Source organism: Paenibacillus sp. FSL R7-0272 (assembly GCF_037969905.1).
Lineage (GTDB): Bacteria > Bacillota > Bacilli > Paenibacillales > Paenibacillaceae > Paenibacillus > Paenibacillus polysaccharolyticus.
On sequence record NZ_CP150221.1, the window covers coordinates 6,207,119 to 6,232,633 of the forward strand.

20 protein-coding genes are annotated in these 25,515 nt (G+C 47.5%); 10 read left to right on the forward strand and 10 right to left on the reverse strand.

Annotation, left to right across the window (positions count from 1 at the left end; translation table 11 throughout):
• Nucleotides 1-5: 5 nt before the first annotated feature.
• Nucleotides 6-773 (forward strand): class I SAM-dependent methyltransferase, encoded by a 768-nt coding sequence (locus MKY23_RS27160; protein WP_221786750.1) that lies wholly within the window; start codon nucleotides 6-8, stop codon nucleotides 771-773.
• A gap of 688 nt (nucleotides 774-1,461) precedes the next feature.
• On the opposite strand, the gene MKY23_RS27165 is transcribed toward MKY23_RS27160, so the two are convergent.
• The 4 genes from MKY23_RS27165 to MKY23_RS27180 form a co-directional block, all read right to left on the reverse strand.
• On the reverse strand, nucleotides 1,462-2,496 hold the full coding sequence (locus MKY23_RS27165; protein WP_339833735.1) for an NADH:flavin oxidoreductase/NADH oxidase: 1,035 nt from the start codon (nucleotides 2,494-2,496) through the stop codon (nucleotides 1,462-1,464).
• A gap of 251 nt (nucleotides 2,497-2,747) precedes the next feature.
• A complete protein-coding gene (locus MKY23_RS27170) occupies nucleotides 2,748-3,611 on the reverse strand; it encodes an IS3 family transposase (RefSeq protein WP_339833738.1) in 864 nt (287 codons plus the stop codon).
• Between the two features lie 11 nt (nucleotides 3,612-3,622).
• Nucleotides 3,623-3,940: a transposase gene (locus MKY23_RS27175; protein ID WP_090924849.1), complete on the reverse strand. Its 318-nt coding sequence runs from the start codon at nucleotides 3,938-3,940 to the stop codon at nucleotides 3,623-3,625.
• Between the two features lie 132 nt (nucleotides 3,941-4,072).
• Nucleotides 4,073-4,267 (reverse strand): 2-hydroxymuconate tautomerase, encoded by a 195-nt coding sequence (locus tag MKY23_RS27180; protein ID WP_090921533.1) that lies wholly within the window; start codon nucleotides 4,265-4,267, stop codon nucleotides 4,073-4,075.
• A 337-nt stretch (nucleotides 4,268-4,604) separates the two neighbouring features.
• On the opposite strand from MKY23_RS27180, the gene pepT reads away from it, so the two are divergent.
• Nucleotides 4,605-5,843: a peptidase T gene (gene pepT / locus MKY23_RS27185; RefSeq protein WP_339833744.1), complete on the forward strand. Its 1,239-nt coding sequence runs from the start codon at nucleotides 4,605-4,607 to the stop codon at nucleotides 5,841-5,843.
• A gap of 93 nt (nucleotides 5,844-5,936) precedes the next feature.
• Here the strand turns inward: pepT and MKY23_RS27190 are convergent, their stop codons facing one another.
• Entirely contained in the window at nucleotides 5,937-6,629 is a 693-nt protein-coding gene (locus tag MKY23_RS27190) for a cyclic nucleotide-binding domain-containing protein (protein ID WP_090921529.1), read from the reverse strand.
• Nucleotides 6,630-6,916: 287 nt separating this feature from the next.
• Between MKY23_RS27190 and MKY23_RS27195 the strand changes: the two genes are divergently transcribed.
• Nucleotides 6,917-7,765 (forward strand): methyl-accepting chemotaxis protein, encoded by an 849-nt coding sequence (locus MKY23_RS27195; protein WP_339833750.1) that lies wholly within the window; start codon nucleotides 6,917-6,919, stop codon nucleotides 7,763-7,765.
• A gap of 198 nt (nucleotides 7,766-7,963) precedes the next feature.
• Here MKY23_RS27195 and MKY23_RS27200 read toward each other — a convergent pair whose 3' ends face one another.
• Nucleotides 7,964-9,400 (reverse strand): alanine/glycine:cation symporter family protein, encoded by a 1,437-nt coding sequence (locus MKY23_RS27200; protein WP_154890010.1) that lies wholly within the window; start codon nucleotides 9,398-9,400, stop codon nucleotides 7,964-7,966.
• Nucleotides 9,401-9,826: 426 nt separating this feature from the next.
• Between MKY23_RS27200 and MKY23_RS27205 the strand changes: the two genes are divergently transcribed.
• Nucleotides 9,827-10,756 carry a response regulator gene (locus MKY23_RS27205; RefSeq protein WP_090921525.1) on the forward strand — a complete coding sequence of 310 codons (930 nt, stop codon included), beginning with the start codon at nucleotides 9,827-9,829 and terminating at the stop codon, nucleotides 10,754-10,756.
• Between the two features lie 185 nt (nucleotides 10,757-10,941).
• Here MKY23_RS27205 and MKY23_RS27210 read toward each other — a convergent pair whose 3' ends face one another.
• Both MKY23_RS27210 and MKY23_RS27215 read right to left on the reverse strand, forming a co-directional pair.
• On the reverse strand, nucleotides 10,942-11,118 hold the full coding sequence (locus tag MKY23_RS27210; protein ID WP_154959578.1) for an aspartyl-phosphate phosphatase Spo0E family protein: 177 nt from the start codon (nucleotides 11,116-11,118) through the stop codon (nucleotides 10,942-10,944).
• Between the two features lie 424 nt (nucleotides 11,119-11,542).
• A complete protein-coding gene (locus MKY23_RS27215) occupies nucleotides 11,543-16,747 on the reverse strand; it encodes a fibronectin type III domain-containing protein (protein ID WP_339833761.1) in 5,205 nt (1,734 codons plus the stop codon).
• Between the two features lie 475 nt (nucleotides 16,748-17,222).
• Between MKY23_RS27215 and MKY23_RS27220 the strand changes: the two genes are divergently transcribed.
• On the forward strand, nucleotides 17,223-17,846 hold the full coding sequence (locus MKY23_RS27220) for a GPR1/FUN34/YaaH family transporter (protein WP_090921519.1): 624 nt from the start codon (nucleotides 17,223-17,225) through the stop codon (nucleotides 17,844-17,846).
• Between the two features lie 248 nt (nucleotides 17,847-18,094).
• The gene (locus MKY23_RS27225; protein ID WP_339833766.1) at nucleotides 18,095-18,643 is read left to right on the forward strand and encodes an acyl-CoA thioesterase; all 549 of its coding nucleotides are present in this window, start codon (nucleotides 18,095-18,097) and stop codon (nucleotides 18,641-18,643) included.
• A 12-nt stretch (nucleotides 18,644-18,655) separates the two neighbouring features.
• On the opposite strand, the gene MKY23_RS27230 is transcribed toward MKY23_RS27225, so the two are convergent.
• Together MKY23_RS27230 and MKY23_RS27235 are read right to left on the reverse strand one after the other, a co-directional pair.
• On the reverse strand, nucleotides 18,656-19,732 hold the full coding sequence (locus MKY23_RS27230) for an anthranilate phosphoribosyltransferase (RefSeq protein WP_336121637.1): 1,077 nt from the start codon (nucleotides 19,730-19,732) through the stop codon (nucleotides 18,656-18,658).
• Between the two features lie 18 nt (nucleotides 19,733-19,750).
• Complete coding sequence (locus tag MKY23_RS27235; protein ID WP_339833770.1) at nucleotides 19,751-20,344, reverse strand: ANTAR domain-containing protein; 594 nt, start codon at nucleotides 20,342-20,344, stop codon at nucleotides 19,751-19,753.
• A 648-nt stretch (nucleotides 20,345-20,992) separates the two neighbouring features.
• On the opposite strand from MKY23_RS27235, the gene nirB reads away from it, so the two are divergent.
• Genes nirB through cobA form a run of 4 tightly spaced genes read left to right on the forward strand, consistent with a single transcriptional unit; the run spans nucleotide 20,993 to nucleotide 25,466 of the window.
• Complete coding sequence (nirB, locus tag MKY23_RS27240) at nucleotides 20,993-23,434, forward strand: nitrite reductase large subunit NirB (protein ID WP_339833773.1); 2,442 nt, start codon at nucleotides 20,993-20,995, stop codon at nucleotides 23,432-23,434.
• 16 nt (nucleotides 23,435-23,450) lie between these two features.
• Nucleotides 23,451-23,768 (forward strand): nitrite reductase small subunit NirD, encoded by a 318-nt coding sequence (nirD, locus tag MKY23_RS27245; protein WP_154959575.1) that lies wholly within the window; start codon nucleotides 23,451-23,453, stop codon nucleotides 23,766-23,768.
• Nucleotides 23,769-23,817: 49 nt separating this feature from the next.
• On the forward strand, nucleotides 23,818-24,699 hold the full coding sequence (locus MKY23_RS27250; protein WP_339839742.1) for a formate/nitrite transporter family protein: 882 nt from the start codon (nucleotides 23,818-23,820) through the stop codon (nucleotides 24,697-24,699).
• Nucleotides 24,696-25,466, forward strand: coding sequence for a uroporphyrinogen-III C-methyltransferase (gene cobA, locus MKY23_RS27255; protein WP_339833776.1), 771 nt, complete (start codon nucleotides 24,696-24,698; stop codon nucleotides 25,464-25,466). Before MKY23_RS27250 ends, cobA begins: the two co-directional genes overlap by 4 nt.
• Nucleotides 25,467-25,515: the final 49 nt, after the last annotated feature.

Below are 25,515 nucleotides of genomic sequence, written 5' to 3' on the forward strand. Positions count from 1 at the left end.
ATACAATGTCATTCAGTTATTACGGCCCTTTATGCACCAAGGTATACGATATTACCAAGCCTATCGGACACTCCTTGGGAGGCGATATCGAATTTTACAGCAACCTGCTGCAGCATTGCAACGGACGCATCCTTGAAGCAATGTCAGGTTCTGGCCGAATGCTCATTCCATTACTCGAAACAGGGTTGAAAGTTGATGGAGTCGATTATTCAGAAGCTATGGTTCAGTCCTGCCGTTCCCGATGCACCGAACGTAATCTACCTATGCCTGAGCTGTTTGTAGCCGATCTTGAAAATTTGCAGCTTCCCTATCGTTACGAAGCCATTATTATTCCAAGCGGCTCACTGATGCTTATCCAGGATCGTCGTTCTTCTATTCGAATCCTCCAGAATCTGTATGATCACTTAGAGGCAGGGGGCAGGTTAATCTTTGATCTCTTTTTGCCTGACGTGACGAAGCCCGCTTCCATTGATACATCTACTGTCCGCTTACCAGGTGGTGACACGATTACCATTGAAGTGAGAACGACCGAAATCAATCTGTTGCACCAGTATAAAACAAACCTGATTCGCTATGAACAATGGCACCAAGGTAAACTCGTGGGCACGGAGATGCAGGAACTCACCTTAAGATGGTATGGTGTGGAGGAGTTACGTCTTGTGCTGGAGAAGATTGGATTCACCGATATCGAAGTCTATGCAGACTTTGATCCCGAGCAAGCTCCCACACAATCCAGTCAAAAGTTCGTCTATGAAGCAAGACGCAAGAAATAGTTATATGAGTTTGGTGCACGATTTGAACCACCCATAAGATATGCACCAAATAACGATGGTTCATTAAATTGGCCACCACGAACGCCTTACCAACGATACACTAACGATTCAAGAAAATAGGATGCAGAAATTCTAACGATCACCACGGGCCTTATTTGCCCCTAAACGAGGCTTTCCAAATTCTAACGATCTCCAGTGAGCTTATTTCATCGAAAAACCTGAAAAACAGTTCCCATTGAAGCAAAATAAGCCAAATAACGTCTCTGGTGATCGTTAGAAAATAGGAATGGCTAAATTCGCCTAAATAAGGTTTCTCCTGATCGTTAGCTCTCTTCACGTCCGTTTTACTTATATGAAACACGCTTAATCCGTTCTCTTACCATACTTTCTTCTGCTCCTACTTTTGCTCTTGCTCCATACACACATTGCTGCTTGCTCCTGCCCCAACCTAGCACTCCTGTTCACGCTTATACCCAAACTAGTACTTATACTCACGCTGATAACTCATACTCATACTCATACTCACACCATTTCACGACGATCCACAGCTCTCTAAAATCTAAAATCATATCCAGGAACCACACTAATATGATCCATGGGCATCTCTATCCATAAATAAGCCACAGCATGGCTTTCCTAGTACCCGGTGTGACCTGCTTCCTGATAGGAAGCGTAAGCCACCACACCATCAATATCCCCGAGAATATTGCTCGGCAATCGCCGCCTGCTCTTTGCTGACACCTAGTTCAAGAGCAGCATGATTGGCCCAATACGGGTCACGTAACATGCCTCTGCCAATGGCAACCAGATCAGCATCACCGTTGCCGATTACGGCCTGTGCCAGTGCCGCGTCCTCCAACATGCCTACAGCGATTACAGGTGCCTTCAACTCGTCCCGAAAACGACGGGCAAAAGGAACCTGATACCCCGGATAGTTCCCGGGTTTACGCTGACCGGATGGCCCTTCACCGCCCGAGCTGATATGGAACATGTCCACGCCTGCTTCCTGATAGGCACGGCCAATCTCGATGGTATGATCGAGATCATACCCGCCGTCCGCATACTCCACCGCAGAAATTCGCATAATGAGCGGCATGTCAGCAGGCATTTCTTTTTTCACCGCACGAATCACCTCTACACCAAAACGAGACAGATCTTGTCCATACACATCCTCGCGATGATTCATCAGCGGAGAGTGAAATTGGTGAATCAGATAACCGTGTGCACCATGCAGCTCGATTGCATCCACACCCGCTTGAACCGCACGACGCACACCATCTGCGAACTTCTGCACCATCGCTTCCGCTTCTTCGGTGGTCAATGCGCGCGGCTCTTTATATTGTTCTCCCGGAAACGTGACAACAGAAGGAGCAACAGGCTGGGGCGCATCCTCGGCTTTGCGTCCTGCATGTGCGATCTGGATCGCCACTTTAGAGCCGTAAGCATGCATTCCGTCTACCAGCTTGGCGAAGGCGGGGATGTGTTCGTCTGACCAAATCCCCAGATCATTGTCTGTAATCCGTCCGTCCGGGTCAACGTCTGTCATTTCAATAATAATGAGTCCTGTTCCACCCACAGCACGGCTCACATAGTGAACCTGATGCCAATCATTCGGGATGCCATCCTTCGCCGTAACCGAATATTGGCACATCGGTGCCATAACGACACGGTTCTGTAACGCTAAGCTTTTATATTGATAAGGTGAGAATAATTGCTCTGTCATTGTTGAGTACAACTCCTATCCATGGTTTATATCTGTAGCTTAGTTGGGTGAACATGTCATCCGCCTGAACTGATCAGTTTGGTTCCATATCTAACGATCACCACGGACCTTATTTCCCCCTCAATGGGGCTCTCCGAATTCTAACGATCTCCAGTGAGCTTATTTCATCGAAAAACCTGAAAAACAGTCCTCATTGAAGCAAAATAAGCCAAATAACGTTTCTGGTGGACCTATGTCAAGAAAGTAGACACTTACGCGACGGATTTGTCCGTAAACTTCTTCGCAAAACGAGTAGGGGAAAGATAACCTAGCGCACCATGCATTGGCTTGCGGTTGTAATAGAACTCAATGTACTGGTAAATGGCGTTATACGCCTCTTCTGGATTCTTAAAACGAGGGTTACAGTAAATGAGTTCCTTCTTCAAAATACTGTGCCAAGACTCGATACATGCGTTATCGTAACAGTTTCCTCGGCGGCTCATACTGAGCTCCATACCATACGATTTCAGTTGCTCCACGTATTCTTTTGACGTGTACTGTGAGCCACGATCCGAGTGGTGGAGCAATCCTGGAGCGGGGCGTTTGGCCTGGTAAGCATCTTTCAATGCATCTAACACCAAGCTCGTTTCCATATGGTTGTACAGGCGCCAGCCCACAATCTCACGCGTACACAAATCCAGAACACTGGCGAGATATAACCGGCCTCCTCGGCAGGGAATGTAGGTAATATCGGTGACCCATGCGGTGTTCGGTTTGGACGTTTGAAATTGCTGGTTCAGCGTATTAGGTGCAATGGGATGATGATGGTTAGAATCCGTCGTCTGGACACGATACCGAGGACTGTGCACGGAACGAAGATTCATTTGACGCATGTATATACTGACGGTACGGGAAGAGATTTTGTATCCTTCCAGATGGAGTGCATACGTAATTTTCGGACTTCCACACCGCTTCTGGTGGTCGTAGAAATGAAACCGAATACGCTTCATGATCTCAGTTCTCCGGCGCTGTTGCTTACTGGTTAGATCCATCCGCCACTTGTAATATCCGCTCCGTGACACGTGTAACAGAGTGCACATCTTCTCCAAAGAAAACTGGGAGCGATGGTCTTCCACAAACTGAAACCTTAGCGCTTTGGTTTGCTGAAGATGTGCACTGCTTTTTTTACAATAGCCAGTTCCTCTTGCGTGTCCGCAAGCGTATGCTCTTTCTCTTGAAGTAACCGGCGCATTTCTTTAAGCTCTGCTTCCAGTTCTTTCACTCGATCTACGCTAGCTACAGGCTCATGTTTAAGTTCGCGATACTTGCCCATCCACTGGTGTAGTGTACTTTTTGGAATGTTGAGTTCTTCTGCCAAGTCTCCGAGTGTCTTGGTCTGTTCTTGAATAAATTTTACCGTTTGTTTTTTAAACTCTTCATTGTATCGTTGCCGCTGTTCTCCCATGTGAACACACCTCCGTTAGCCTTATTATCCTTCCGTCCGTTAACGGGTGTCCACTTTTTATTCTAGCTCCACTCGTCGCAGCATTCACATCACGCACACCCCTACCATTGCGTTGCTTTTCCTTGAACTTAATTAGTTTGGTTCCTGATCGGAGAACATCTTCCCGTTTTTACCGTAGTTATCTTTCTCCAAATCCTCTATGAAAATAAAGACCTTACTCGCTTCCACACCCAGCGTATCGCAAGCAACCTCGGTCATTCGTTCGATCAACTGGCGCTTCTGCTCCTTCGTTTTGCCTTCCAGCATCTTCACTGTAATAAATGGCATGATCTACACACATCCTTTCTTCATAGCTATTATGAACCTGAGGTTCAAAAATTCAAGTACGCACTTTTTGGTGCCCTTCCATCCCATTAGCAGAATACCCTTCTCGAAATCAGGTCAAAACATGGTATGATATCGTTACAAACTCACCAAAAGGGATATCCTACCAATAGGATTCCATTTTGAAAGGCTGAAGGAGATGTCACCATCCCGCAAAGCACAAACACATTCTGGACTGCCTGATATCCTGAATGTGATGTGATCCAATGATAACGTTACACTTGTACAGTCTGGCAGATCATATTCAACCTATATATTACCCATAAAGGAGCGATTTCACTTGAAAGATATATTGATTCAGAGACTTAGCACATACGTACAGATGGATACCCAATCCGATGAAAATAGTGACACCTGTCCATCCACGCCCGGACAACTGGCGCTGGGCAAGCTTCTTGTCGAAGAATGTACATCCATCGGACTGCAAGAAGTCACGATGGATGAGAATGGCTATGTCATGGCAACACTTCCGTCCAATACGGACAAGGATGTGCCTGTCATTGGATTCCTCGCCCATCTCGACACTGCTACCGACTTTACCGGTAAAAATGTAAAACCACAGGTTGTCGAGAACTATGATGGCTCTGATCTCGTGCTGAACCGGGAGCTGGACGTTATTTTGTCCACTAAGGACTTCCCTGAACTCCATGAGTACAAAGGACATACGCTGATTACCACCGATGGCACAACGTTGCTCGGTGCAGATAATAAAGCAGGGATTGCCGAGATCATGACGGCGATGGCATACCTGATCGAGCACCCGGAAGTGAAACACGGCAAGATTCGGGTTGCTTTTACTCCCGATGAAGAGATCGGCCGCGGTCCACACAAGTTTGATGTCGCTGCCTTTGGTGCTAAATACGCCTACACTGTAGACGGCGGGCCACTAGGGGAACTGGAGTATGAGAGTTTTAACGCGGCAGCAGCCAAGATTACGGTACGCGGTACGAATGTGCATCCCGGTACGGCAAAAGGCAAAATGGTGAATTCACTGAAAATTGCGATGGAATTAAACAGCAAGCTACCTGTAGAGGAAGCACCTGAATCCACCGAAGGTTACGAAGGCTTCTACCACCTGCTGGCGATGGAAGGTGATGTAGAGCTGACGAAGATGCACTATATTATTCGTGATTTTGATCGGGAGAAGTTTGAAGCACGCAAAACCAACCTGTTAAACATTACGGGCGAACTGAAAGCGAAGTATGGAGATAAAAGCGTTACGGTAGAGATAAACGATCAGTACTACAATATGCGCGAAAAGATTGAGCCGGTTCGCCAGATCGTTGATATCGCGCACGAAGCCATGACAAAGCTGCGTATCGAGCCAATTATTCGTCCAATTCGGGGAGGAACAGACGGCTCCCAGCTCTCCTACATGGGCATGCCAACACCGAATATCTTCACAGGTGGGGAAAACTATCACGGCAAGTTCGAATATGTATCGGTAGATAATATGGTCAAGGCCACACAGGTTATTGTGGAGATTGCACAATTATTTGAGCAACACGGGAATGTCTGATCGAAGCAGACGGGATCAAGGTTGATTCATACAGAATAGACAGAACGCAAAAGAGCACCTTCTTCGTTAAAGGGTGCTCTTTGTAGTATCAATTCACTCGTATACATTCCCTCCTGCAATCTCTCGTAGTTCTTCCACGTTCTGAATGACGATTTTACGCCCTACTTTGCGAATAATATCTCGTCTGCACAAGTCCTGAATAACCCGATTGAGATGCCTGTAGCTGGTACCCAGCAAATCAGCAAGTTCCGTCAATTTGGATGTCTGAATCTCCTCTGATGCAGCTGTATCCTGATCAGCCGTAGATAACATATAGCTGGCAAATCTGCTTTCAACAGGATAGAGCATGTTCAGGCTCGACAGATTCGAGAACGTGTACAGCTTGTGTGTCACCTGACTCAGCATAAAATGGAGGAATTTCGGATTCTCGGCATACGTATTCTGAATGACACGGTAGCTGATGGCGAGTAACAAACTGCGATTCACAGACTGCACGATATTGTTTGCTTCTTTTCCATTCACAAGCTCCAAGTCACCCACAAGGGCGAGTGGTGTACTGAATCTGAGCAACAGTGACTTGCCATTCGGCAGTGTTGTGAAGATTTTGAGCTTACCTTCAACGAGAAAATATAAACGTTCAGGACGTTCTCCTTTTTCACAAATAATCTCGCCCTTCTCCGCCTCAAGCAGACGCAGCTCGGCAATTAACGTTTCGTCCAACACCTGATCCAATCCATGCTCCCGGACAAGTTGTCGCATAAGCTCAAAGTTCAACACTTCCTTCATCCAACCCACCTCCAACGTGATCTGTCTGATAAGCAAAATAAATGGACACATGTCCTATATTTCAATTAAATTAGCAACGAATAATTGGCATAAAAACAGTTACAACTAGAACTAATATCCAAGAAAACGCACCACATGGGAAAAAGTTGGAATATCATTTGGAAAATAGTTCGATTTTCATGCAATCAAGCATTCAGGATATCCGATTTTTGTCCGATGAACAATAGAGGTTCTGCAAATTTTCCAATTCACTTTACATTTAAATATTGAGAGGATGATTGAGTTCCATGAGTAACATAAACATTGTTGACGCACTGTTAAAATCCTTGCCTTACATTAGCCTGATCCTGCGGGAGCCAGCAAGCTTGACCGTGTATGACCACGAGAAAGTATTAGATGTGATTATGACAGAGAAGTTCAATCTTGGATTTGAAAAAGGCATGACACTTTTAGATTCCTATCAAAACTTCGCTGTTCTGAAAAATGGTCGGGAAGCCACACTCTCTACATTGCCCAAAGAAGTGTTTGGAGTAGAACTGGATACGCTGAACGTTCCCATCTTTGATGATAATAATAACGTTGTGGCTGTATTCTGTGTATCCTATGACCAATCCAATCAGAACCAACTGGAGGACATCATCCAAGAGAATCAAGACATCAATGCAAACCTAGTTGACATGGTGCAGCATGTAGCAGCTCATGCCGAAGAATTGCAGGCTACCAGTGAGCAGATTTTGGAGAACACACGACTGGCTGTACAGAACTCATCCCAAATTAACAAGGTTGCTGGTTTCATTCGTGAAATCTCCGAACAAACCAACCTGCTTGGCTTGAACGCTGCAATCGAAGCTGCCCGTGTAGGCGAAGCCGGTGCCGGATTTGGTGTCGTGGCATCCGAAGTACGTAAACTCTCCGTTGATGCGAAACAAGCAACGACCGATATTGATGCCAGCCTGAAAGACGTACAGCAAGTGATTCAGCAGATGGAGGTTGAAGTATCTCAGATCGCCGCTTCTTCGCAAGAACAGGCAAATCTGGTTGCATCCTTCACCGATGTCATCGAGAAGCTCAATGATACAGGTGCACGCATGAAAGCTCTATCCGAACAACTGATCAGCTATTCCGTCCAAAAGTAACATAAGAAACAAGAGCAAATCATACACGAACGATCCGCATAAAAAGCTTACTGATAGATTGAGGTATGTAATAAACAGGACTTGGAATGCCATCATGGTAGTCCAAGTCCTGTTTTATAGTGCGTTATAACAAGCTTTATTCGTTTGTTGACACTTTGGACGCGCCAAGGATGACATCAATCTAAATCATAAACAATCTTATCCTGTTGCATCCAGCTTTCCTGCACCCGTTACGTCCTCTTCCGACTCCCAGCATTCAATCTCGCCCGGAATATGTATCCGGTCACGAGTGAATACAGGATCACGTCCCTCTGCTTTCTGCCGCTTGTAATCCTTCAAGGCTTCGAAGGTAACTTTGGACAACATCAAGATGGCAATCAAGTTCACGACAACCATCAGACCCATGAACAGGTCAGCCAAATCCCACACTAGTTGCACCTTCGCTACCGCACCAAATACCACCATGCTAATGACGGCAACGCGATACACCCAGAGCCAAACTTTGTTAGACTTAATGAATTCAATGTTTGTTTCACCGTAATAATAATTACCAATCAACGTGCTGAAGGCAAACAAGAATACCATCACCGCCAGGAAGCCTGAAGCCCACGAACCGATGTGTACACTGAGCGCAGCTTGAGTCAGCTCAATACCACCCAGATCCGAACCCTGATATACCCCGGATAACAAAATAATCATAGCCGTACTTGTACATATAACTAGTGTATCTGTCAAAACACCAAAGGCTTGGATCAGACCTTGTTTGACCGGATGGGATGTATCTGCCGTTGCCGCAGCATTCGGCGCACTACCCATACCGGCTTCATTCGAGAATAGTCCACGTTTAACACCATTCATCAGCGCAGCACCCAGTGTCCCGCCAGCGACCTGTTCAATGCCGAAGGCATTTTTCACAATTAACGCAATCATGGCTGGAAGTTCTGTGATGTTTGCGAGCACGATAAATGCAGCCACCCCAATATACAACACTGCGAGCACAACCACGATATATTCTGATGCTTTCGCGATCCGTTTAACCCCGCCCATAATGATACCTGCAAAAACAACTGCCATAATAATGCCAACCGTTAAGCGATCTGTTCCAAAGGAGTTTTGGAAGGCCACTGTAATAGTGTTGGACTGTACAGCGTTAAAGACTAAGCCGAACGAAAGGGTGATCAGGATAGCAAAAAGAACCCCCATCCATCGTTTTCCAAGCCCACGTTCCATATAATAGGCCGGTCCTCCGCGGAATCCGCCTTTATCTTTAACTTTGTAGATCTGAGCCAGTGTGCTCTCGACGAAGCTCGAAGCCGATCCGATGATCGCAATAACCCACATCCAGAAAACAGCACCAGGTCCACCAAGGGCTATAGCTAGTGCGATCCCTGTAATGTTTCCCGTACCCACACGTGCGGCCATACTGATACAGAAGGCTTGAAATGGGGAGATTTTACCCGGTTCCTTGCTCTTTGGCTCTCTGAGCACCTTGACCATATCACCGATCATACGGAATTGCATGAATTTCGTTTTTGTCGTGAAATAGACTCCGCAGACGACCAGCAGAATGATTAACAGTTTAGACCAGAGAAAATCATTGAAAAGAACGACAACATCTTGTATTGTTTGCTCCATCGATACGCCCCTTATTATGATGTATTATTAAAAAAGACTACTGCATTCGTTTCTTATCCCAGCCCTGTGTCTGACCGAGTGCCGTGCTTGAAATAACTGAACATTTGCAACATTTTACACAACGACAGGTTCAGACTGATGCATGTTACTTATACTACAAGTGCATCTACCGAAATAGACAAATACCTACATGCTTTCTGGACATTTTTTTTGAAAATGCGCCTCTCTCATCCAGTCATTGTCATCTAACCTTACATGTGAGCTTCTATGCAGATTTTCGTTTGGGAAGTATGATAGGAGAGGTGTCTCAGGATACGGAGATAAGCATGATGTAAATAAAACAGGATTTTATGGCGAGACAAACGGCCGTTTAAATAAAGCTTTTTTAGGGAAATACCGTGATGAATTGGAAAGGACGTGAACAATTTGCGTTATTTTATCGTGGATGATGATCCAAGCGTGCGTTCCATGCTAATGGACATTATTGAAGATGAAGGATTGGGTGACATTGCCGGGGAAGCCGAGGATGGAGCCCATATTCATGCCGAATTGCTGGAACTACATAAGGTGGATGTCCTGCTAATCGATCTGCTGATGCCGCATCAAGACGGGATACAGACCGTACGTGCACTTGAAGGAAAGTTCAAAGGCAAGATCGTGATGATCTCCCAGATTGAGTCCAAAAATATGATTGGAGAAGCCTACTCCTTAGGCATTGAGTATTATATTACGAAACCGATTAACCGGCTGGAGATTCTATCCGTGCTTCGCCTTGTGGAAGAGAGATTGCGGATGCAGCAGTCTATAGCGGATATTCAGCGTACACTGCAAGGACTGACGGGTCTACAGACAGGTGAGCGCAAGCAGGTGCAGGCTCCGGACAAAACCATTACTACCACAGGTCATTTTCTGTTGTCCGAGATGGGCATGATCGGGGAGGCTGGCAGCCGAGATCTACTGGACATGCTGGAATATCTCGAACAACTGGAGACGGAGGAACATAAGCTATCACCTTACACCTTCCCTTCGCTCAAAGACATCTTCCAGCAAGTAGCTCAGCGTAAACTAGGAGAGACTGCATCGGCTGCAGACATTACCAAAGAGGTGAAAGCATCGGAACAGCGGGTGCGCAGAGCCATTTTTCAGACACTAAGTCATGTGGTGTCTCTTGGATTGACAGACTATACCCATCCAAAATTCGAGAACTACGCCTCCAAATTTTTTGATTTTACAGAGATTCGCAAAAAAATGCTCGAACTGCAAAACAACGTGGAGCCCTCGCTGTCCCAAACCCGCATCAATACGAAAAAATTCGTGCAGGTGTTGTACCTGGAAGCCAAGCGCATGCTTCATTAAACCAAAAAGGGCATGAATGATCCACCTCCAAAGCTCCCTCACGGTAATGTGAGGTTAGCCCTGACGGCGATCTTCATGCCCTTCCTTGATTGGGGTTGATGTGTTACTCTGTTCGCCCGAACCATACAAGTTCATATCATGATACATTGTTGCAATATATAGTTGCATTCCCGTTCTGTTCACTTTCACGCGCGTGTCTGATTCCGGGATACTCGATTATACTCATTAATCAATTCATCTAGTGCCATCGACTGCCGAATGACTTCAGGATGTCCAAGCCTTCCCTTATTATGCTCCACCAGTTTATGAAGGTTATGCCTGGCTTTTTCTATTTTGTTTTTCAAATCCAAACTCATAACCATGGCCCCTGATACCTCCTTCATTTGTGTTCCATTGTAGTGTTTCCTGTCAATCTATAGTTGGATTAACATATGGCATAGGAGACATGGATGTTTTGTATGCTTCTCCAAAATTTGAAAGGGCTAATTTCATTCTAATAGAGATTGGTGAAAAATACCAGATGTAACGCCATGTTGTCACATTCTTCCCACTCTATACGCAACCTCTGTTTATACTCTTCAAGCCCGAAAAGGCTTTGTGTCATAATTGTGTATTTTATAAAAATAAACCAAAATGCACCCCTCCAATCTCGAACCCCATGGTTGGTGTCCTTCTGAGAATGGAGAGATGCTCTCGATTATCTCTTATTCATGTCGGATGAAGCTGTCCTGTCTGTTATGCTGACGTATATTTATACATTGGATATCTGTTATTAAGTTTGGAATATTAGTTCGTAACTTTCACTTGTATTGTTTCACTTGTTGTCTTCCCATGATCATTGACCCATTCCACTACATATTCATAATCACCGACGGCACGATCTTTGATCTCAACCTTGGCTGTCTGCGCATGAGGAGAAGATGCCGTTAACGGCTGGCTGTCAATCTCCGTACCATTCTCATACAATCGGTATGATGTGGCATTCGTGCCCCACCACATATTCATTGTGATTGTATAGTTGCCATCTCCATCCCAATTGTCGTGGGACAGCTCTGGCTGAGATGGTTCAGCATTGCGAACGGTTATCGTGAGCGGTTGACATTCCGTTTTACCTTTAGCGTTCGTTAGCTCACACGTATATACATACGTACCATTGGCCCGACCTTGAATGGAAGTGGATGCCTTCTGCGCTGCAGGGGTAGAGGCAGATAACTTCTGACGATCTAGCAGTTCTCCGTTCTCATACAGCTTATACTCCGTACCATTGTTCCCCCACCACATGTTCATCGTCACCGTGTAGGTTCCATCACTAAGCCCGTTTCCGTGACCGTTATTGTCTGACAGAACAGGCACTCCGGGAGCACCAGTAGCCTGATCCCCGGCCACTACCGTTATTTCAACGCTCACCTCGGCGATCAGTCCCGCACCATTCTCCGCACGAGCTGTAAAGATATGCTTGCCGACAAGCCCAGCCAGCACAATCTCATCCCCTGACTGCACAGTCTCGCCATCCCAAGTCAGCTCCAGATGTGTAATACCCGATTCAGGGTCTTCAGCCTTCACCTTCACTTGAAGCACATCATCCTCGCTCATCTGCTCCGCTGGCATGCCTGTAATGACTGGAGGTGTGGTGTCTTCCGGCTCTTGCGGGCCACCCACATAGCGAATATTCGGAGCCTTCGGCTGTTCCATTCCCGCACCGAGATAAAAGCTTGTGTGTGGAGGCTGGTTATAAGCAACATTTTGCCATGCTACGCCAAGACGATAGACTGGATCATGCATCAACGTACGAAGACGAACATCGGTCTCATCGGTTGTGGTATAGATCCGCAGCTCGGAGCTGTCTTGACTGCGCCAAATCACTTCCTCACGCCAGTCGCCAAATAAATCAGCTTGTAAGCTTGGATTGGCTTTGGTTCCATTGTTGGAAGCAGCTCCTGTTGCTGTCAGCAGGTTAACCGTAGTCTGATTCTCGTAGTCCCACTTGTCGATTCGAATACCATCCTGCAGTTCACGCAACAGATCACCGTCCCACCAAATTCCAAAGTTTGTGGAGGAAGGAATCTTCGTTGTGATCAATTCTCCCTTGGCACTATACAGCCCGGTAATCGGAATATGCTGTTCATTGGTAATCGTAGCCGCCCATACCTCAGCTCCCGGATAGTTTGGATCGATATCAGCTGCCATACCGCGCCCCGTGTCCATCCCCGTAAACACTCCCCAAAGCACTTCACCTGTGGCTGCATCTCTCATCTCCATGCCATATTTCGAGCTTCGGTCCTCATGTACCCCGAATACCTCCATCCCCGGACGGGTTGGATCAAGGTCACTCAGATGCATCGCATCTCCATGTCCCAGTCTTGTGTTGTAAAGTGGCTTACCGTCGTCATCAATTGCCATTGCTCCGAATGTAATCTCATCTTTGCCATCACCGTCCACATCACCTACGGATAGGTTGTGATTCCCCTGACCTGCATAGGAACCGTAACCCTCATCGTTCGAGTCAAAACGCCATACCTGACTGAGCTTACCATCCTGAAAATTGTAAGAAGCAAGTACTGTACGCGTGTAATACCCGCGGCTAAACATCGCACTCGGATGCTCTCCGTCCAGATAGGCAACAGCCGCAAGGAAGCGGTCTACACGGTTTCCGTATCCATCCCCCCATGCAGCAACGTCTCCGCGTGGCGGATCATACTTCACTGTATCCAGTGCCGCCCCGGTCTCTCCATCGAATACGGTTAGAAACTCATCACCCAGAAGTACATAACCGGAGCTGTTACGATGATCTGCATTCGCATCCCCGATGACTTTCCCTTGTCCGTCAACGGTTCCGTCTGCGGTCTTCATCATCAGTTCAGCCCGGCCATCTCCATCAAAATCATAGACCAGAAACGGTGAGTAATGTGCCCCCGCCCGAATATTCGGCCCCATATTGATCCGCCAGAGACGGGTTCCGTCCAGCTTGTAGGCATCCATATATACAATGCCGGTAATTCCGGCCTGAGAATTATCCTTACCGTTTTTCGGCGACCACATGAGCACGATCTCGTACTCGCCATCCCCATCGACATCCCCGACACTGGCATCTCCTGCATAGTAGGAATACGGCTGCCCGTCTTTGGTATACGCATCGGCAGGTTTCTGCAGCGGCACAGACAGGTATTGCTCCTGCCATACACCGAACTCTTTCGTCGCCGGCTTCTCCATTCCATTTTCTACCGTCGTAACACGGTATTTAGAACTGTCCGTACCTTCGGCATCCGTATAGTTCGTGCTTCCTGTCAGAGGCTCTGCGTTCAGCTTCACACCATCACGATACAGATTGAAAGCAATCGAATCCGTATCCAGCCCCAGCATGCGCCAGCCAATGTAGTTGCCTTGCCCCGTTTTCACCGCAACCGGTGCACGATCCAAATACTCCATTGCCCGGTTCAGCGTTGTAGCTACCGGAGTTTCAAGCACCCTGGACAGCTCGGATACACCGCCTGCATTCACCGAGGCCACTTTATAGTAATAAGGAACCGTACTGAGAATGGTGGAATCCTTATATAAAGTTTCCTTGGTTCGATCAATCATCTCATAAGGCCCATTCTGGCTTTTGGAACGGTAAATTTGGTAGAATCGTGCACCAGCAGCTTCATTCCATGTGAAAGAAACATCGTTTTTCCGGATCTCTTGTAACGCCAGCCCGGTAGGTGCTTCCGCTTTCGTTACACTTGGATCAATCGTAGATACATTCAGCGCATTGGACGCGAGCGATTCCGTTCCCGTCTGATCCACCGCTGTTACCGTGTATACATAATCCATGCCAAGTTCGATCTGATTATCCGTATAGGCTGGCTCATCAACTGTGGCGAGCAATTCTGGTTTAGTTGCTCCCGCAGATTGCCGATAGACCTTGTACTGTACATCTCCAGCAGCCGCCTCCCACGACAACACTGCACGGATCGGATCGCTGTTCAGATCGAGTTCATCCAGTTGAAGCCCGGATGGAGACATAAAGGTTGGTGTGATCTCCAATCCATTGAGATGTGCGGTCTGTCCACTGAACACCAGATTCATCTGGCCATCCTGCACTTGAACATCGTTGATAACCTTCTCAGCTATATTTTGGGCACCCGAGGATACGGTCCCGTAGTCCTTGCCCTCGATATTGATATTCGTTCGTGCGGAGCCGATCCAGTCTCCAATGTAAGCCTTAACCGAATAACTGCCGTTAGGTAAATCCACCTTGAATTCATAACTTCCGCCAAAATAAATGACAAAATCGCGGCGCAGCGCATCCGTGGCATTGCCACGATCCCGATCCGCCATATTCGTCGAAGAGGTCAGGCCGTAGCCCCGCTCCTGCGTGTATAAGGTATTCCTTGTCACTTCGTTATACCCTTCCGCGACTGGAGCGCCAACGGGGCCAAAATCGTATCGATATGCAGCCGACTTCGTTGTGAAGCTCACCTCGTCCGAAGGCTCGGATTCGCCTCGACCATTCACGGCAGTGACACGTACCGTATAGGTTTCACCTTCGGTAAGGCCAGATAAGTTCATGGTTGGAACCGTTGCTGTTCCGGCTAGCGTATACGCAGATGCTGGCTCGGAAGACAGCTTGCGATAGATTTTGTAGATATCTGCTGCATCATCTGCTGTCCATTTCAATACAGCACCGGCATTACTGATGCTGCCAGCTTTCAGACCGTTTGGCTTCACTGGAACCTCGGCAGGCACTTCAGCATCTTTCACGGCATCGGCCAGTGGAATATCAAGTTCACGCACCGCACCAGCAACCATTCTTGCGATCTGAATGGCACCGTACTCCTGAAAATGCGTATTGTCAGCAGCTCCGTTAGGGAACGCCTGATAAATACCCGGTGCAACATGCAGGAACACCGACAGTGTAGCCTCAGGCCCAATCGAGTCATAATATTCGATGCTGAGTTTGCTCAGATCAATTAGTAACACATTGTTTTCGGACGCTACTTCTTTGGCTGCCTGAACATATTCAGGGAAGGAAACATTGAATTTTCCCGTACTTGCATTGAAGTCCCTGCGCCCCATCGGCGTTACCAGAATCGGCGTTGCCCCCCGTTGCCGCACACCGTCTATGTAGGTTTTCAGATAGATTTTGTAATCGGCCGGGGAAGCGTAGCGGTCAGGCACACTGATGGTCGCATCATTATGTCCGAACTGTACAAACAGATAGTCTCCTGGACGGATCACTCTCAGAATTTCATCCAGCCGCCCTTGGAAAATAAACGACTTGGAACTGCGTCCACCGATGGAATGATTTTTGATCTCCACGGTATCGTTAAAAAAGGAAGGAAACATCTGCCCCCAGCCCGCTTGCGGCTCCCAATACGGATTGTAGGTCTGCATCGTGGAATCTCCAGCCAAATACAGAACAGGTTTGCTTCCCGCATCACGCTCAGCTTGCTTGGTAATAACCAATGCATTCAGATTCGCAGCGGTACCGGAAAATACCAGATTCATCTGACCATCCACCATTGCGATGTCAAAGTTCATCTCCAGATACTCGCCTGCCGCCTTGCTGTTCAGTTGCACCTTGTTCATGCTTTCTACATCGATGGCAATCTCTGTAGCTCCGGCTGCATCCCCGGCAACAAGCGAAACAGTATAGTCACCGTTCGGCAAATCCACGTTGAATTGTCCACCTGTAGCAAATGTTGCAAAATCAGACTTGATTGGATCACTCGTTCCACGATCCTGCACCGTCACCTTGGATGCATCCGCAAAACCATATCCCCGTTCCGAGGTATAAACGGCATCCGCTCCCACACCCGTATACCCCTCCGCCACAACTCCTGATCCAAAATCATATCGATAAACGGTTGTTTCCCCAGTATCAACAGCTGAATCCGGTGCTGCCGCACTTACTGCTGTCGTACCATAGAATGCACCCCATCCCAAGCTGGAAATCGCAAACATGAATATCAGCACAATTAAACCGAGTTGCCGCGTCCGTTTTGCAATCATCTACACCCACCCTTTCGTTTCTTCAACATGTTTTTCTGCTGAATTAAATAAAGTAAGCGCTTGCATTTTGTTGATGTACAACCCTCCTACGATTCTTACAACTCTCCCTGTTCCTCTCTGACTCCACGTCCACCTCCCTCTTTCCCACCGCAGTTTATGCCGCCGCTTCCAGGCTCACACCGAACTGCAGATTTGATTTCCCCTCGATACTAACGTTAATGTCCTGGAAATAACATGTAATTATCCGTCTTTTTTCACCACAAACCCGATATATTATCCCCCCATTCAACTGACTGTCACATAAGCAACCGTTTTCCGGTGTTTCAGGTAATAAAATCCCTTTCCTTAACCGGGGCATTCGGTTACAATAGGTCGATATGTGTGTCCGGGTCCGGCGGATGCCAAATGAAGTTCGAGGATGACCTATACAAGGTTCATCATCCAGATTTGATATTATTGGAGGCTTATCAACACCATGCAAACCGAGTCACAGACTAAAGTCAAAATCATAAACGCCGATCCCAGCGCAATGGGATTATTTGGGCTTGCGATCGTAACCCTGGTTGCTTCTTCCCAAAAACTTGGCATTACCGATGGACTTAGCTACGCTATTCCGTGGGCGATCTTCCTGGGTGCTTTTGCCCAACTATTCGCATGTATTCAGGATTCCAAACGAAATAACACTTTTGGCACTACTGCATTTGGTGCTTATGCCTTCTTCTGGTTCGCTATGGGCGCAAACTGGATGATCAAAATGGGCGTGTTCGGCTCTACACTTGCTGAGCAGACCGATGGCAAACAGCTCGGATTTGCTTTTGCCGGATACCTGATCTTCACCTTGTTCATGACGATTGGGGCTGTTGAAGCCAACAAAGTGTTGCTTATCATTTTCATTCTGATCGATTTCCTGTTCCTTGGTCTGACCTTTGACGCTTTCGGCGTAGCACCACACATCTTCCATACGATCGCTGCATACGCTGAGATGGCGATTGGCATTGTGTCCTTGTATGGTACAGGTGCTTCGGTTCTGAATGCTCACTTCGGGTATACTTTCCTGCCGATCGGCAAACCGTCCGGTATTTTCAGACCTAAGGCTTAATATACAGATTGAAGTTCCACCGCCTGCGCGCCGGTCCGCGCCTGGCGGTTTTTTCGTATTACCTCGTCTCGTACCTCTACATTTGAATATGTTCCTAACCGACACCTATACTATATAAGTTGGACTCAAAGATTTTACACAGCCCACTCCGATGAGATAGCAAACCTTTTGAACAAAGAAGAGCCCACAAGAAATGCTGCACTTAGAAATAAAAAATCATTGCAGCCATACTGTAAGGAGGAAGAAATATGAGAGAGATACCGAAACCTACGGAGATGGATCAAACGGAGAGAAAGTATGTACGTGAAACGCGCTGTTACAAAACAGCAAGGGTGTTTCCAACAGATGTCAACAATCATAACACTTTGTTCGGCGGCAAGTTGATGTCCTACATTGATGATATTGCCTCTATCACCGCATCCAAGTTGTGCCGAGTGAATACCGTTACCGCATCAACCGACTCTGTCGATTTTCTGTACCCCATTAATCCAACCGATTCTGTAACACTGGAGTCATTTGCTACGTGGACAGGCCGAAGTTCCATGGAAATTTTCGTGAAGGTTATTCGTGAGGATCTGATAACGGGGGAGAAAAAAATCGCGGCAACAGCCTTCCTGACCTTTGTGGCCATGGATGAAAATAACCGCAAACTGATCGTGCCCCGTATTATTCCGGAGACTGAAGAGGAGAAAAAGCTGTACGAGACTGCGCCTGACCGCGCAGCGATGCGGAAACAACGGCGGGAAGAGAGCAAAAAGTTCGCTGACTTCCTGACCGTAACGTATCCTTGGGAATAAGCACAGAACAGTTTAACCGGAGGATGCCGGATAGATCGATATCGTTCTGCTATCCGGCAACTCTCCTCCCATAGAAACACACCACTGTTGATAGAGCCGGAACGCAGCTCCACTTTCGATATACTGCTTAGACATGTATATACCCTGCTCTATGGAAGGGACACGTCCTGCAACATATAGTCGAAAGCCCGCATTTAACAGCACCTGATTTACAAACGTAAGATGACCATCCCCGCGTAGTACACTCTCCGCCACCTCAACCTGCTTCGCCGCGGTCCAGATCATATCCGGCACAGGCATATCCAGATCGTAGATTGAAGGATCTACAAGTTCAAGCTTCATCTCACCATCCTCGACAGCATATACACGTGTAGGACGATCAATATAGAGATCCTCCGATCCTTCCATACCTTGAATAACATAAGCACGTTGATACTGAAAACGAGTAAGAAGCTTGGCTATTCGATCCAGAAACGTATTATGAAACACTCCAAAAACAAGATAAGGCGAATGATTATAATCAATCAGCTTCTCGGCTGTATTCAGTACCGTTCGAAAACCTAGTTCTTCCCGTAATGGACGAAGTCTGCGTAACGGCTCACACCAGTCTTCCGCAGAAACATACATTACACCTGTATGGAGAGCAGCACTCCGGGCATTTTCCCGGTCGATCTTCCGTGTATCAATCCCTGCCTCTCTCAATACAACAGACAGCGTAACTCCCCATTTAGGCGGTAAAGGTTCACTACCGTGTAGCGTAACCGGTAAACCCGCTGCCGCCAGTACAAATGCCACAGGGTATGTCGCCATAAATGACTTGGTTCGTCCGTCGTAAGGACCCGCACAATCCAAGCTATCCTGAAATACGGAGAAACGCTCCGCACTGTTCCGGCACGCATGGACAAAGGCTTCCATTTCCTCGACATTCTCCATCTTCATCCGCTCAGCCATAAGAAATGCGGCCGTCTGGGCAGGAGAAACTTGCTGTTTCAATATATTCTCGGCAACGTTCAATGCCTCTGCATAATTCAGATCACGTGAGCCTCGTTTGCCGCGCCCTACCTCTCTGAGGATCTGAGACATATCCATAGAGCATCCTCCTTCCAATTATGACTGGAGCAGTTGATGTGCTTTCACAATCGCTGTAGCTACATCGACCATCCGTTTGCGTTCATCCATCGCTTTTTTGCGTAACAGATCATAGGCTTCCGATTCGGAGATCTGCTTTAAATCACACAAGATCGCCTTCGCCATATCAATCCATTTCCGATCTTCCAATCTAGACTGCAGTTGCTTTCGCTCTTGCTCCCATTGCTTGCGTTCCATATAACGCCGCGCAGCAAAGTGCAGCGTCCAATGAATCTCCGGCCCAGCCATAGACGGTGTAAGAATGCCATCAAACGAGGTATCAACCTCGCAGTCTTCTACAGAGGAAGATGCTGTATCCGGAGCACACCACCAGAGAAGCGGAGTATCCGACTTCTCCTCACCCAGCCGCTTTACCCAATAAGCCACGTCCGCAAGAGACAAATGCAAGACGGAGGCATCGACTTCACGAGCAAGCTTCATCACCTCATCCTCACTGTCCGAGACCTTAACATGATAGCCAACTGCTCCCAGCAGCTTCTCCGGTGTTAGAGGGATTGCTTCGGACGAGCCGGCCTGAATGGGATGTACACGGATGACCAATATGGATCGCATGATGGATCAATCCCTCCTTATATTGATATACAGTACCCACGTTCACTTTTAATACATTACCACACGAAAGCGCTATAATGTCATGTTACCTAACAAAAATCAAGGAATAAACATCTATATTTCAAAATTCCAGGTGCTCTGAAGTATTCGTAAGTAGCATCATGAGATGCATTCTGATCCTCGGTCTGATCCTAATGAATTAAAATGGAACAAATAATGGGTTAATCATGAGTACTATGGCACATTTCCTACATTATATGGCGTTTACGAAGTGATACATGGATTTATTTTCTTATTTTTTGTAATTTAAAGCATATTTTACGTAGCCGATTCAGCTTTTCTTTAAACTCATGTAAACATAATTAACTTCAAATTTCAAATACTTTTTTATGTTAACTATATTGACATGAACAAATCATTCTTTTATAGTTAACCCATAAGAACTCCATAACTGAAGGATCACTCACAGTTACAACGACGTAGCTGGTTGAAACGGCAATGAAGCCTGTTTTGCAAATTCGGAGATAAGGGATGCGTATGTATATGCGCAGTCCTCCGAGGCATGACAGGCTTTTTTCGATTTTTAGGAACAGACGAAGGTAGCGTAGTAAACAGAATACAGAAATGGATCTGAGGGGGCTAACCACAATGAGTACAACGAAAAAACTGGTGCTGGTCGGCAATGGTATGGCGGGAATTCGTACAATTGAGCATATTCTGAAACTCGCACCACATGCATATGACATTACCGTCTTTGGCGCAGAGCCGCATCCAAACTACAACCGAATCATGCTATCTTCCGTTCTCGCAGGCGGAACATCCATTGAAGATATCGTGATTAATGATTGGAGCTGGTACGAAGATAACGGTGTCCATGTCTATCCGGGTGACCCTGTCGTGCAGATCGATACGGTACGCAAGGAAGTTGTATCTCAGAATGGGGTCCACGCATCCTATGACGAGCTGATTATGGCGACAGGTTCACAGGCTTTCATCCTGCCTCTTCCAGGCGCGAATAAAGAAGGGGTCATCGGTTTCCGTGACATTAAAGACTGTGAAACGATGATGGCAGCATCTCAAAAGTACCGCAAGGCGGCTGTCATCGGCGGTGGACTACTCGGTCTGGAAGCTGCCCGCGGACTATTGAATCTGGGTATGGACGTAACCGTCATTCATATTAATGGACACTTGATGGATCGAAATCTGGATCTGCCTGCTGGATTAATGCTTCAGCGAGAGCTTGAGGAGCAGGGCATGAAGTTCCTTTTGAACAAACATACCGAAGAGATTACAGGCAAAGGCCGGGTTAAAGCACTTCGCTTCACCGACCAAACGGTGCTTGAGGCAGACCTCGTTGTGATGGCAGTCGGTATTCGCCCGCAGATCGAATTGGCTCGAAACAGCGGTCTGGACGTTAATCGCGGGGTCATCGTGGATGACTATATGCATACCAATATCCCTGGAATCTCTGCTGTAGGAGAATGTGCGGAGCATCGCGGTATTGCCTATGGACTCGTAGCTCCGTTATATGAACAAGGTATGGTTCTTGCCAAACGGCTCGCTGGTGCAGCGACCGAAGGATACGCAGGGTCGGTCACTTCAACCAAGCTGAAGGTTTCGGGAGTCGACGTATTCTCTGCCGGACAATTCAAGGACTCGCCAGACACACGCAGCATTCGCATTCAGGATGATGTAGACGGTGTTTACAAAAAGATGGTGATCAAGGACGGCAAGCTCGTCGGTGCAGTGTTGTTTGGTGATACGACCGATGGCGCATCCCTCTTTTCCTTAATTAAAAGCGGTGAGGACATCAGCGGTCGTGAAAAAGAAATTTTGTTCGGCGTGCCTTCTGGCGGTTCCGGTTCCGACCCGTCTGTAGCCGAGCGCATGGCTGCCATGCCAGATGATGAGATCATCTGTGGCTGTAACGGTGTAACGAAAGCTGCCATCGGTGATGCTGTTCTCAATAAAGGATGTAACACTGTCGGTGCTATCAAATCCTGCACGAAAGCTTCCGCTTCCTGTGGAGGATGTAAACCAATCGTGGAATCACTGCTCACCTATTATGCAGGGGACAACGTGGGCGAGCAAACCAAAGAAGGCATCTGCGGCTGTACTTCGTATGACCGGGATGAAATTGTGGCACAAATCAAGGAGATGGGCCTGAAAACCGTCAAAGAAGTCATGAACGTGCTTGGCTGGGATGAGCCAGAAGGCTGCTCCAAATGCCGCCCTTCCCTTAACTACTACCTTGGTATGATCTGGCCTACAGAATATGAGGATGAGCGGGTATCCAAATTCACGAACGAACGTTACCATGCCAATATCCAGAAGGACGGCACGTATTCCGTTATTCCGCGAATTTACGGTGGCGTAACATCCCCGGCAGAACTGATCAAGATCGCAACGGTTGCAGAGAAATACGACGTACCTATGGTCAAATTTACGGGCGGACAACGACTCGATCTACTGGGTGTACAGAAGGAAAACCTGCCGAAGATATGGGAAGAACTCGACATGCCTTCCGGCTTTGGTTACGGCAAAGCTTTACGGACAGTAAAAACATGTGTAGGTAATACGTTCTGCCGCTTCGGTACACAGGATTCCATAGAAATGGGCATTCGTCTGGAGAAGAAACTCGACAAAATGGTCGCTCCAGCCAAAGTAAAACTGGCCGTCTCGGGATGCCCACGGAATTGTGCCGAAGCAACGATTAAAGATCTGGGCGTTGTCGCCATCGATGGCGCATGGGAGCTTCATGTTGGAGGCAACGGCGGTGTGAAGGTTCGCGCAGCAGAGCTGTTATGTACAGTGAAAACAGATGCTGAAGTCGAAGAGTGGACTTATGCTTACCTGCAATATTATAGAGAGAACGCAAGATGGAATGAGAGAACAGCGGCGTGGATTGAACGGGTAGGTCTGGATCATGTGAAGGAGGCTCTGGCAGATCGAGATGTACGTCTCGCACTGGTTGAACGTCTGGAAGTGACACTGGGTCACACGGTAGATCCTTGGAAAGAGATTATTGAAGATGAGAAATTGCGTAAAAACTTCACCCCACTGTCCGGTGCAGAACCGGTAGCTCACTAGAAGAGGAGGATCAGCGATGAGTAGATTTCGCATTGGGCATCTGGCCGATATTGATGAAAAAGGGGCTCGTACCTTTCTGGTCGAGGATACCGAAATTGCCGTTTTCAAACTGAGCGACGGCAGCCTTCATGCCGTAGAGAATCGCTGCCCTCACAAGGGCGGCAAGCTATCGGAGGGCATGGTCTGTGGAACAGCCGTTCACTGCCCGTTGCATGACTGGAAGATTGATCTGCGAAGCGGCAAGGTCCATGAACCGGACGATGGTTGCTTGAACACGTACCAAACAGAAGTGGACGGAGATAGCGGAGATATCTATATTACGATTGCGGGTTAACCAAGCGGTTAACCTTACAAGACAATGCTGACAGAAGGAGGGGTGCATGATGGATTTTGTTAAACCTGCAGAAGTATTGCAAGCTATGGTTGACGTTGGTGAACATAAAGCCAAAATGAACCGGGTGCAGATGTTGATCCGCGGTTTTCTGGCTGGCGCCATCCTTGCCTTTGCCACTACACTGGCGTATACTGCCGTGTCTCAGACTTCGCTTGGTTTGGCAGGTGCACTCATCTTCCCGGCAGGATTTGCAATCATTATTCTGCTCGGTCTTGAACTGGTGACAGGAAACTTCGCATTGATTCCACTCGCAGTGATGAAGCGCAGGGTCAGACTTATCGATATGCTTCGTAACTACTTGTGGGTAATTATCGGTCACCTGATCGGATGTGCATTTTACGCACTATTATACGGCCTGACGATAACCAAGATGGGTACAGATATGAGTAACCCACTCGTTCAAACACTGATTCAAACCAGTGAAACGAAAACACTGGGATATCAGCATTTGGGCGGGGCAGGCATCGTGCTTGTCATCATAAAAGCCATTCTATGTAACTGGATGGTTGCGCTCGGAGCCGTGATGGCGATGACCTCTACATCTACACTGGGGAAAATCGTGGCGATGTGGCTGCCCATTACGATCTTTTTTGCCCAAGGCTTTGAACACGCCGTTGTGAACATGTTTGTGATCCCGGCTGGCATGATGCTCGGTGCTCATGTCACGATTACAGACTGGTTGCTGTGGAATCAGATTCCGGTGCTCGCGGGTAACCTCATTGGTGGTGCTGTATTTACAGGTCTTGGTCTGTATTTTGCGCATCACTGGGGAAGCTCTCTTAAGCTCTCATCTCCGCTGGCGACCATTCAGGGTGTCCGCTCAGGGCTAACAGCTCCCAACACGACTTCGAAATGGGGGACACGGTCATGAGCAGAGGGTTGGTAAGTATCATCGGTGCTGGCCCTGGTGATCCCGAACTGATTACAGTCAAAGCCCTGAAACGGATTCAGTCTGCTGATGTTATTATGTACGATCGACTTGTCACAGATGAATTACTTGCTGAGGCGCGGGTTGGTGCTCTACGCATTTACTGTGGCAAAGCTCCTGGGCTTCACTCTATGAGCCAGGAGATGATTGGACGTATGCTGGCTTCTCATGCAGCAGAAGGCAAACACGTTGTCAGGCTTAAAGGTGGTGACCCGTTCATCTTCGGTCGTGGTGGTGAAGAAGCGCTGGTGCTGGCCGAGTCTGGTATCCCGTTCGAAATTATCCCCGGCATCACTTCGGCTGTGGGTACCTCCGCATCTTCACTCATTCCACTAACCCATCGCGGGGTTGCTTCTTCTTTTGCCTGCGTAACGGGAACCGGCAGTGATGGAAGTGTATCCTCTGTCCGCTGGGACCTGCTTGCGCATAGCGTAGATACACTTGTGATTTACATGGGGATAAGCCAGTTATCACAGATACAGCAAGAGTTGCTTCGTCACGGCAAAGCTGCACATACACCAGCCGCACTAATTGAACGTGGAACAACAAGTGAAGAACGAATTGTCACAGGCACACTTGCCGAACTGCAGACATTAGCTAATATGCATCACATCTGTAATCCAGCTTTAATTATGGTTGGAGAGTCCGTACTCATCCGCGAACAATTGCTCCAGATGCAGCATGCTGCATCTGCTTCAATGACGGGTTAACCTTCAGTTGTACGCAGATCCCGCAGCGGGACGCATTCACATAGTATAA

Bases quoted from the DNA above. Each gene is read 5' to 3' on its own strand.
- MKY23_RS27200 (WP_154890010.1), bottom strand. From the start codon at position 9,400: ATGGAGCAAACAATACAAGATGTTGTCGTTCTTTTCAATGATTTTCTC.
- MKY23_RS27210 (WP_154959578.1), bottom strand. From the start codon at position 11,118: ATGGTTATGAGTTTGGATTTGAAAAACAAAATAGAAAAAGCCAGGCAT.
- MKY23_RS27175 (WP_090924849.1), bottom strand. From the start codon at position 3,940: ATGGGAGAACAGCGGCAACGATACAATGAAGAGTTTAAAAAACAAACG.
- MKY23_RS27235 (WP_339833770.1), bottom strand. From the start codon at position 20,344: ATGCGATCCATATTGGTCATCCGTGTACATCCCATTCAGGCCGGCTCG.
- nirB (WP_339833773.1), top strand. From the start codon at position 20,993: ATGAGTACAACGAAAAAACTGGTGCTGGTCGGCAATGGTATGGCGGGA.
- nirD (WP_154959575.1), top strand. From the start codon at position 23,451: ATGAGTAGATTTCGCATTGGGCATCTGGCCGATATTGATGAAAAAGGG.
- MKY23_RS27230 (WP_336121637.1), bottom strand. From the start codon at position 19,732: ATGGATATGTCTCAGATCCTCAGAGAGGTAGGGCGCGGCAAACGAGGC.
- MKY23_RS27225 (WP_339833766.1), top strand. From the start codon at position 18,095: ATGAGAGAGATACCGAAACCTACGGAGATGGATCAAACGGAGAGAAAG.
- cobA (WP_339833776.1), top strand. From the start codon at position 24,696: ATGAGCAGAGGGTTGGTAAGTATCATCGGTGCTGGCCCTGGTGATCCC.
- MKY23_RS27160 (WP_221786750.1), top strand. From the start codon at position 6: ATGTCATTCAGTTATTACGGCCCTTTATGCACCAAGGTATACGATATT.
- MKY23_RS27250 (WP_339839742.1), top strand. From the start codon at position 23,818: ATGGATTTTGTTAAACCTGCAGAAGTATTGCAAGCTATGGTTGACGTT.
- MKY23_RS27180 (WP_090921533.1), bottom strand. From the start codon at position 4,267: ATGCCATTTATTACAGTGAAGATGCTGGAAGGCAAAACGAAGGAGCAG.
- MKY23_RS27220 (WP_090921519.1), top strand. From the start codon at position 17,223: ATGCAAACCGAGTCACAGACTAAAGTCAAAATCATAAACGCCGATCCC.
- MKY23_RS27165 (WP_339833735.1), bottom strand. From the start codon at position 2,496: ATGACAGAGCAATTATTCTCACCTTATCAATATAAAAGCTTAGCGTTA.
- MKY23_RS27215 (WP_339833761.1), bottom strand. From the start codon at position 16,747: ATGATTGCAAAACGGACGCGGCAACTCGGTTTAATTGTGCTGATATTC.
- MKY23_RS27190 (WP_090921529.1), bottom strand. From the start codon at position 6,629: ATGAAGGAAGTGTTGAACTTTGAGCTTATGCGACAACTTGTCCGGGAG.
- MKY23_RS27195 (WP_339833750.1), top strand. From the start codon at position 6,917: ATGAGTAACATAAACATTGTTGACGCACTGTTAAAATCCTTGCCTTAC.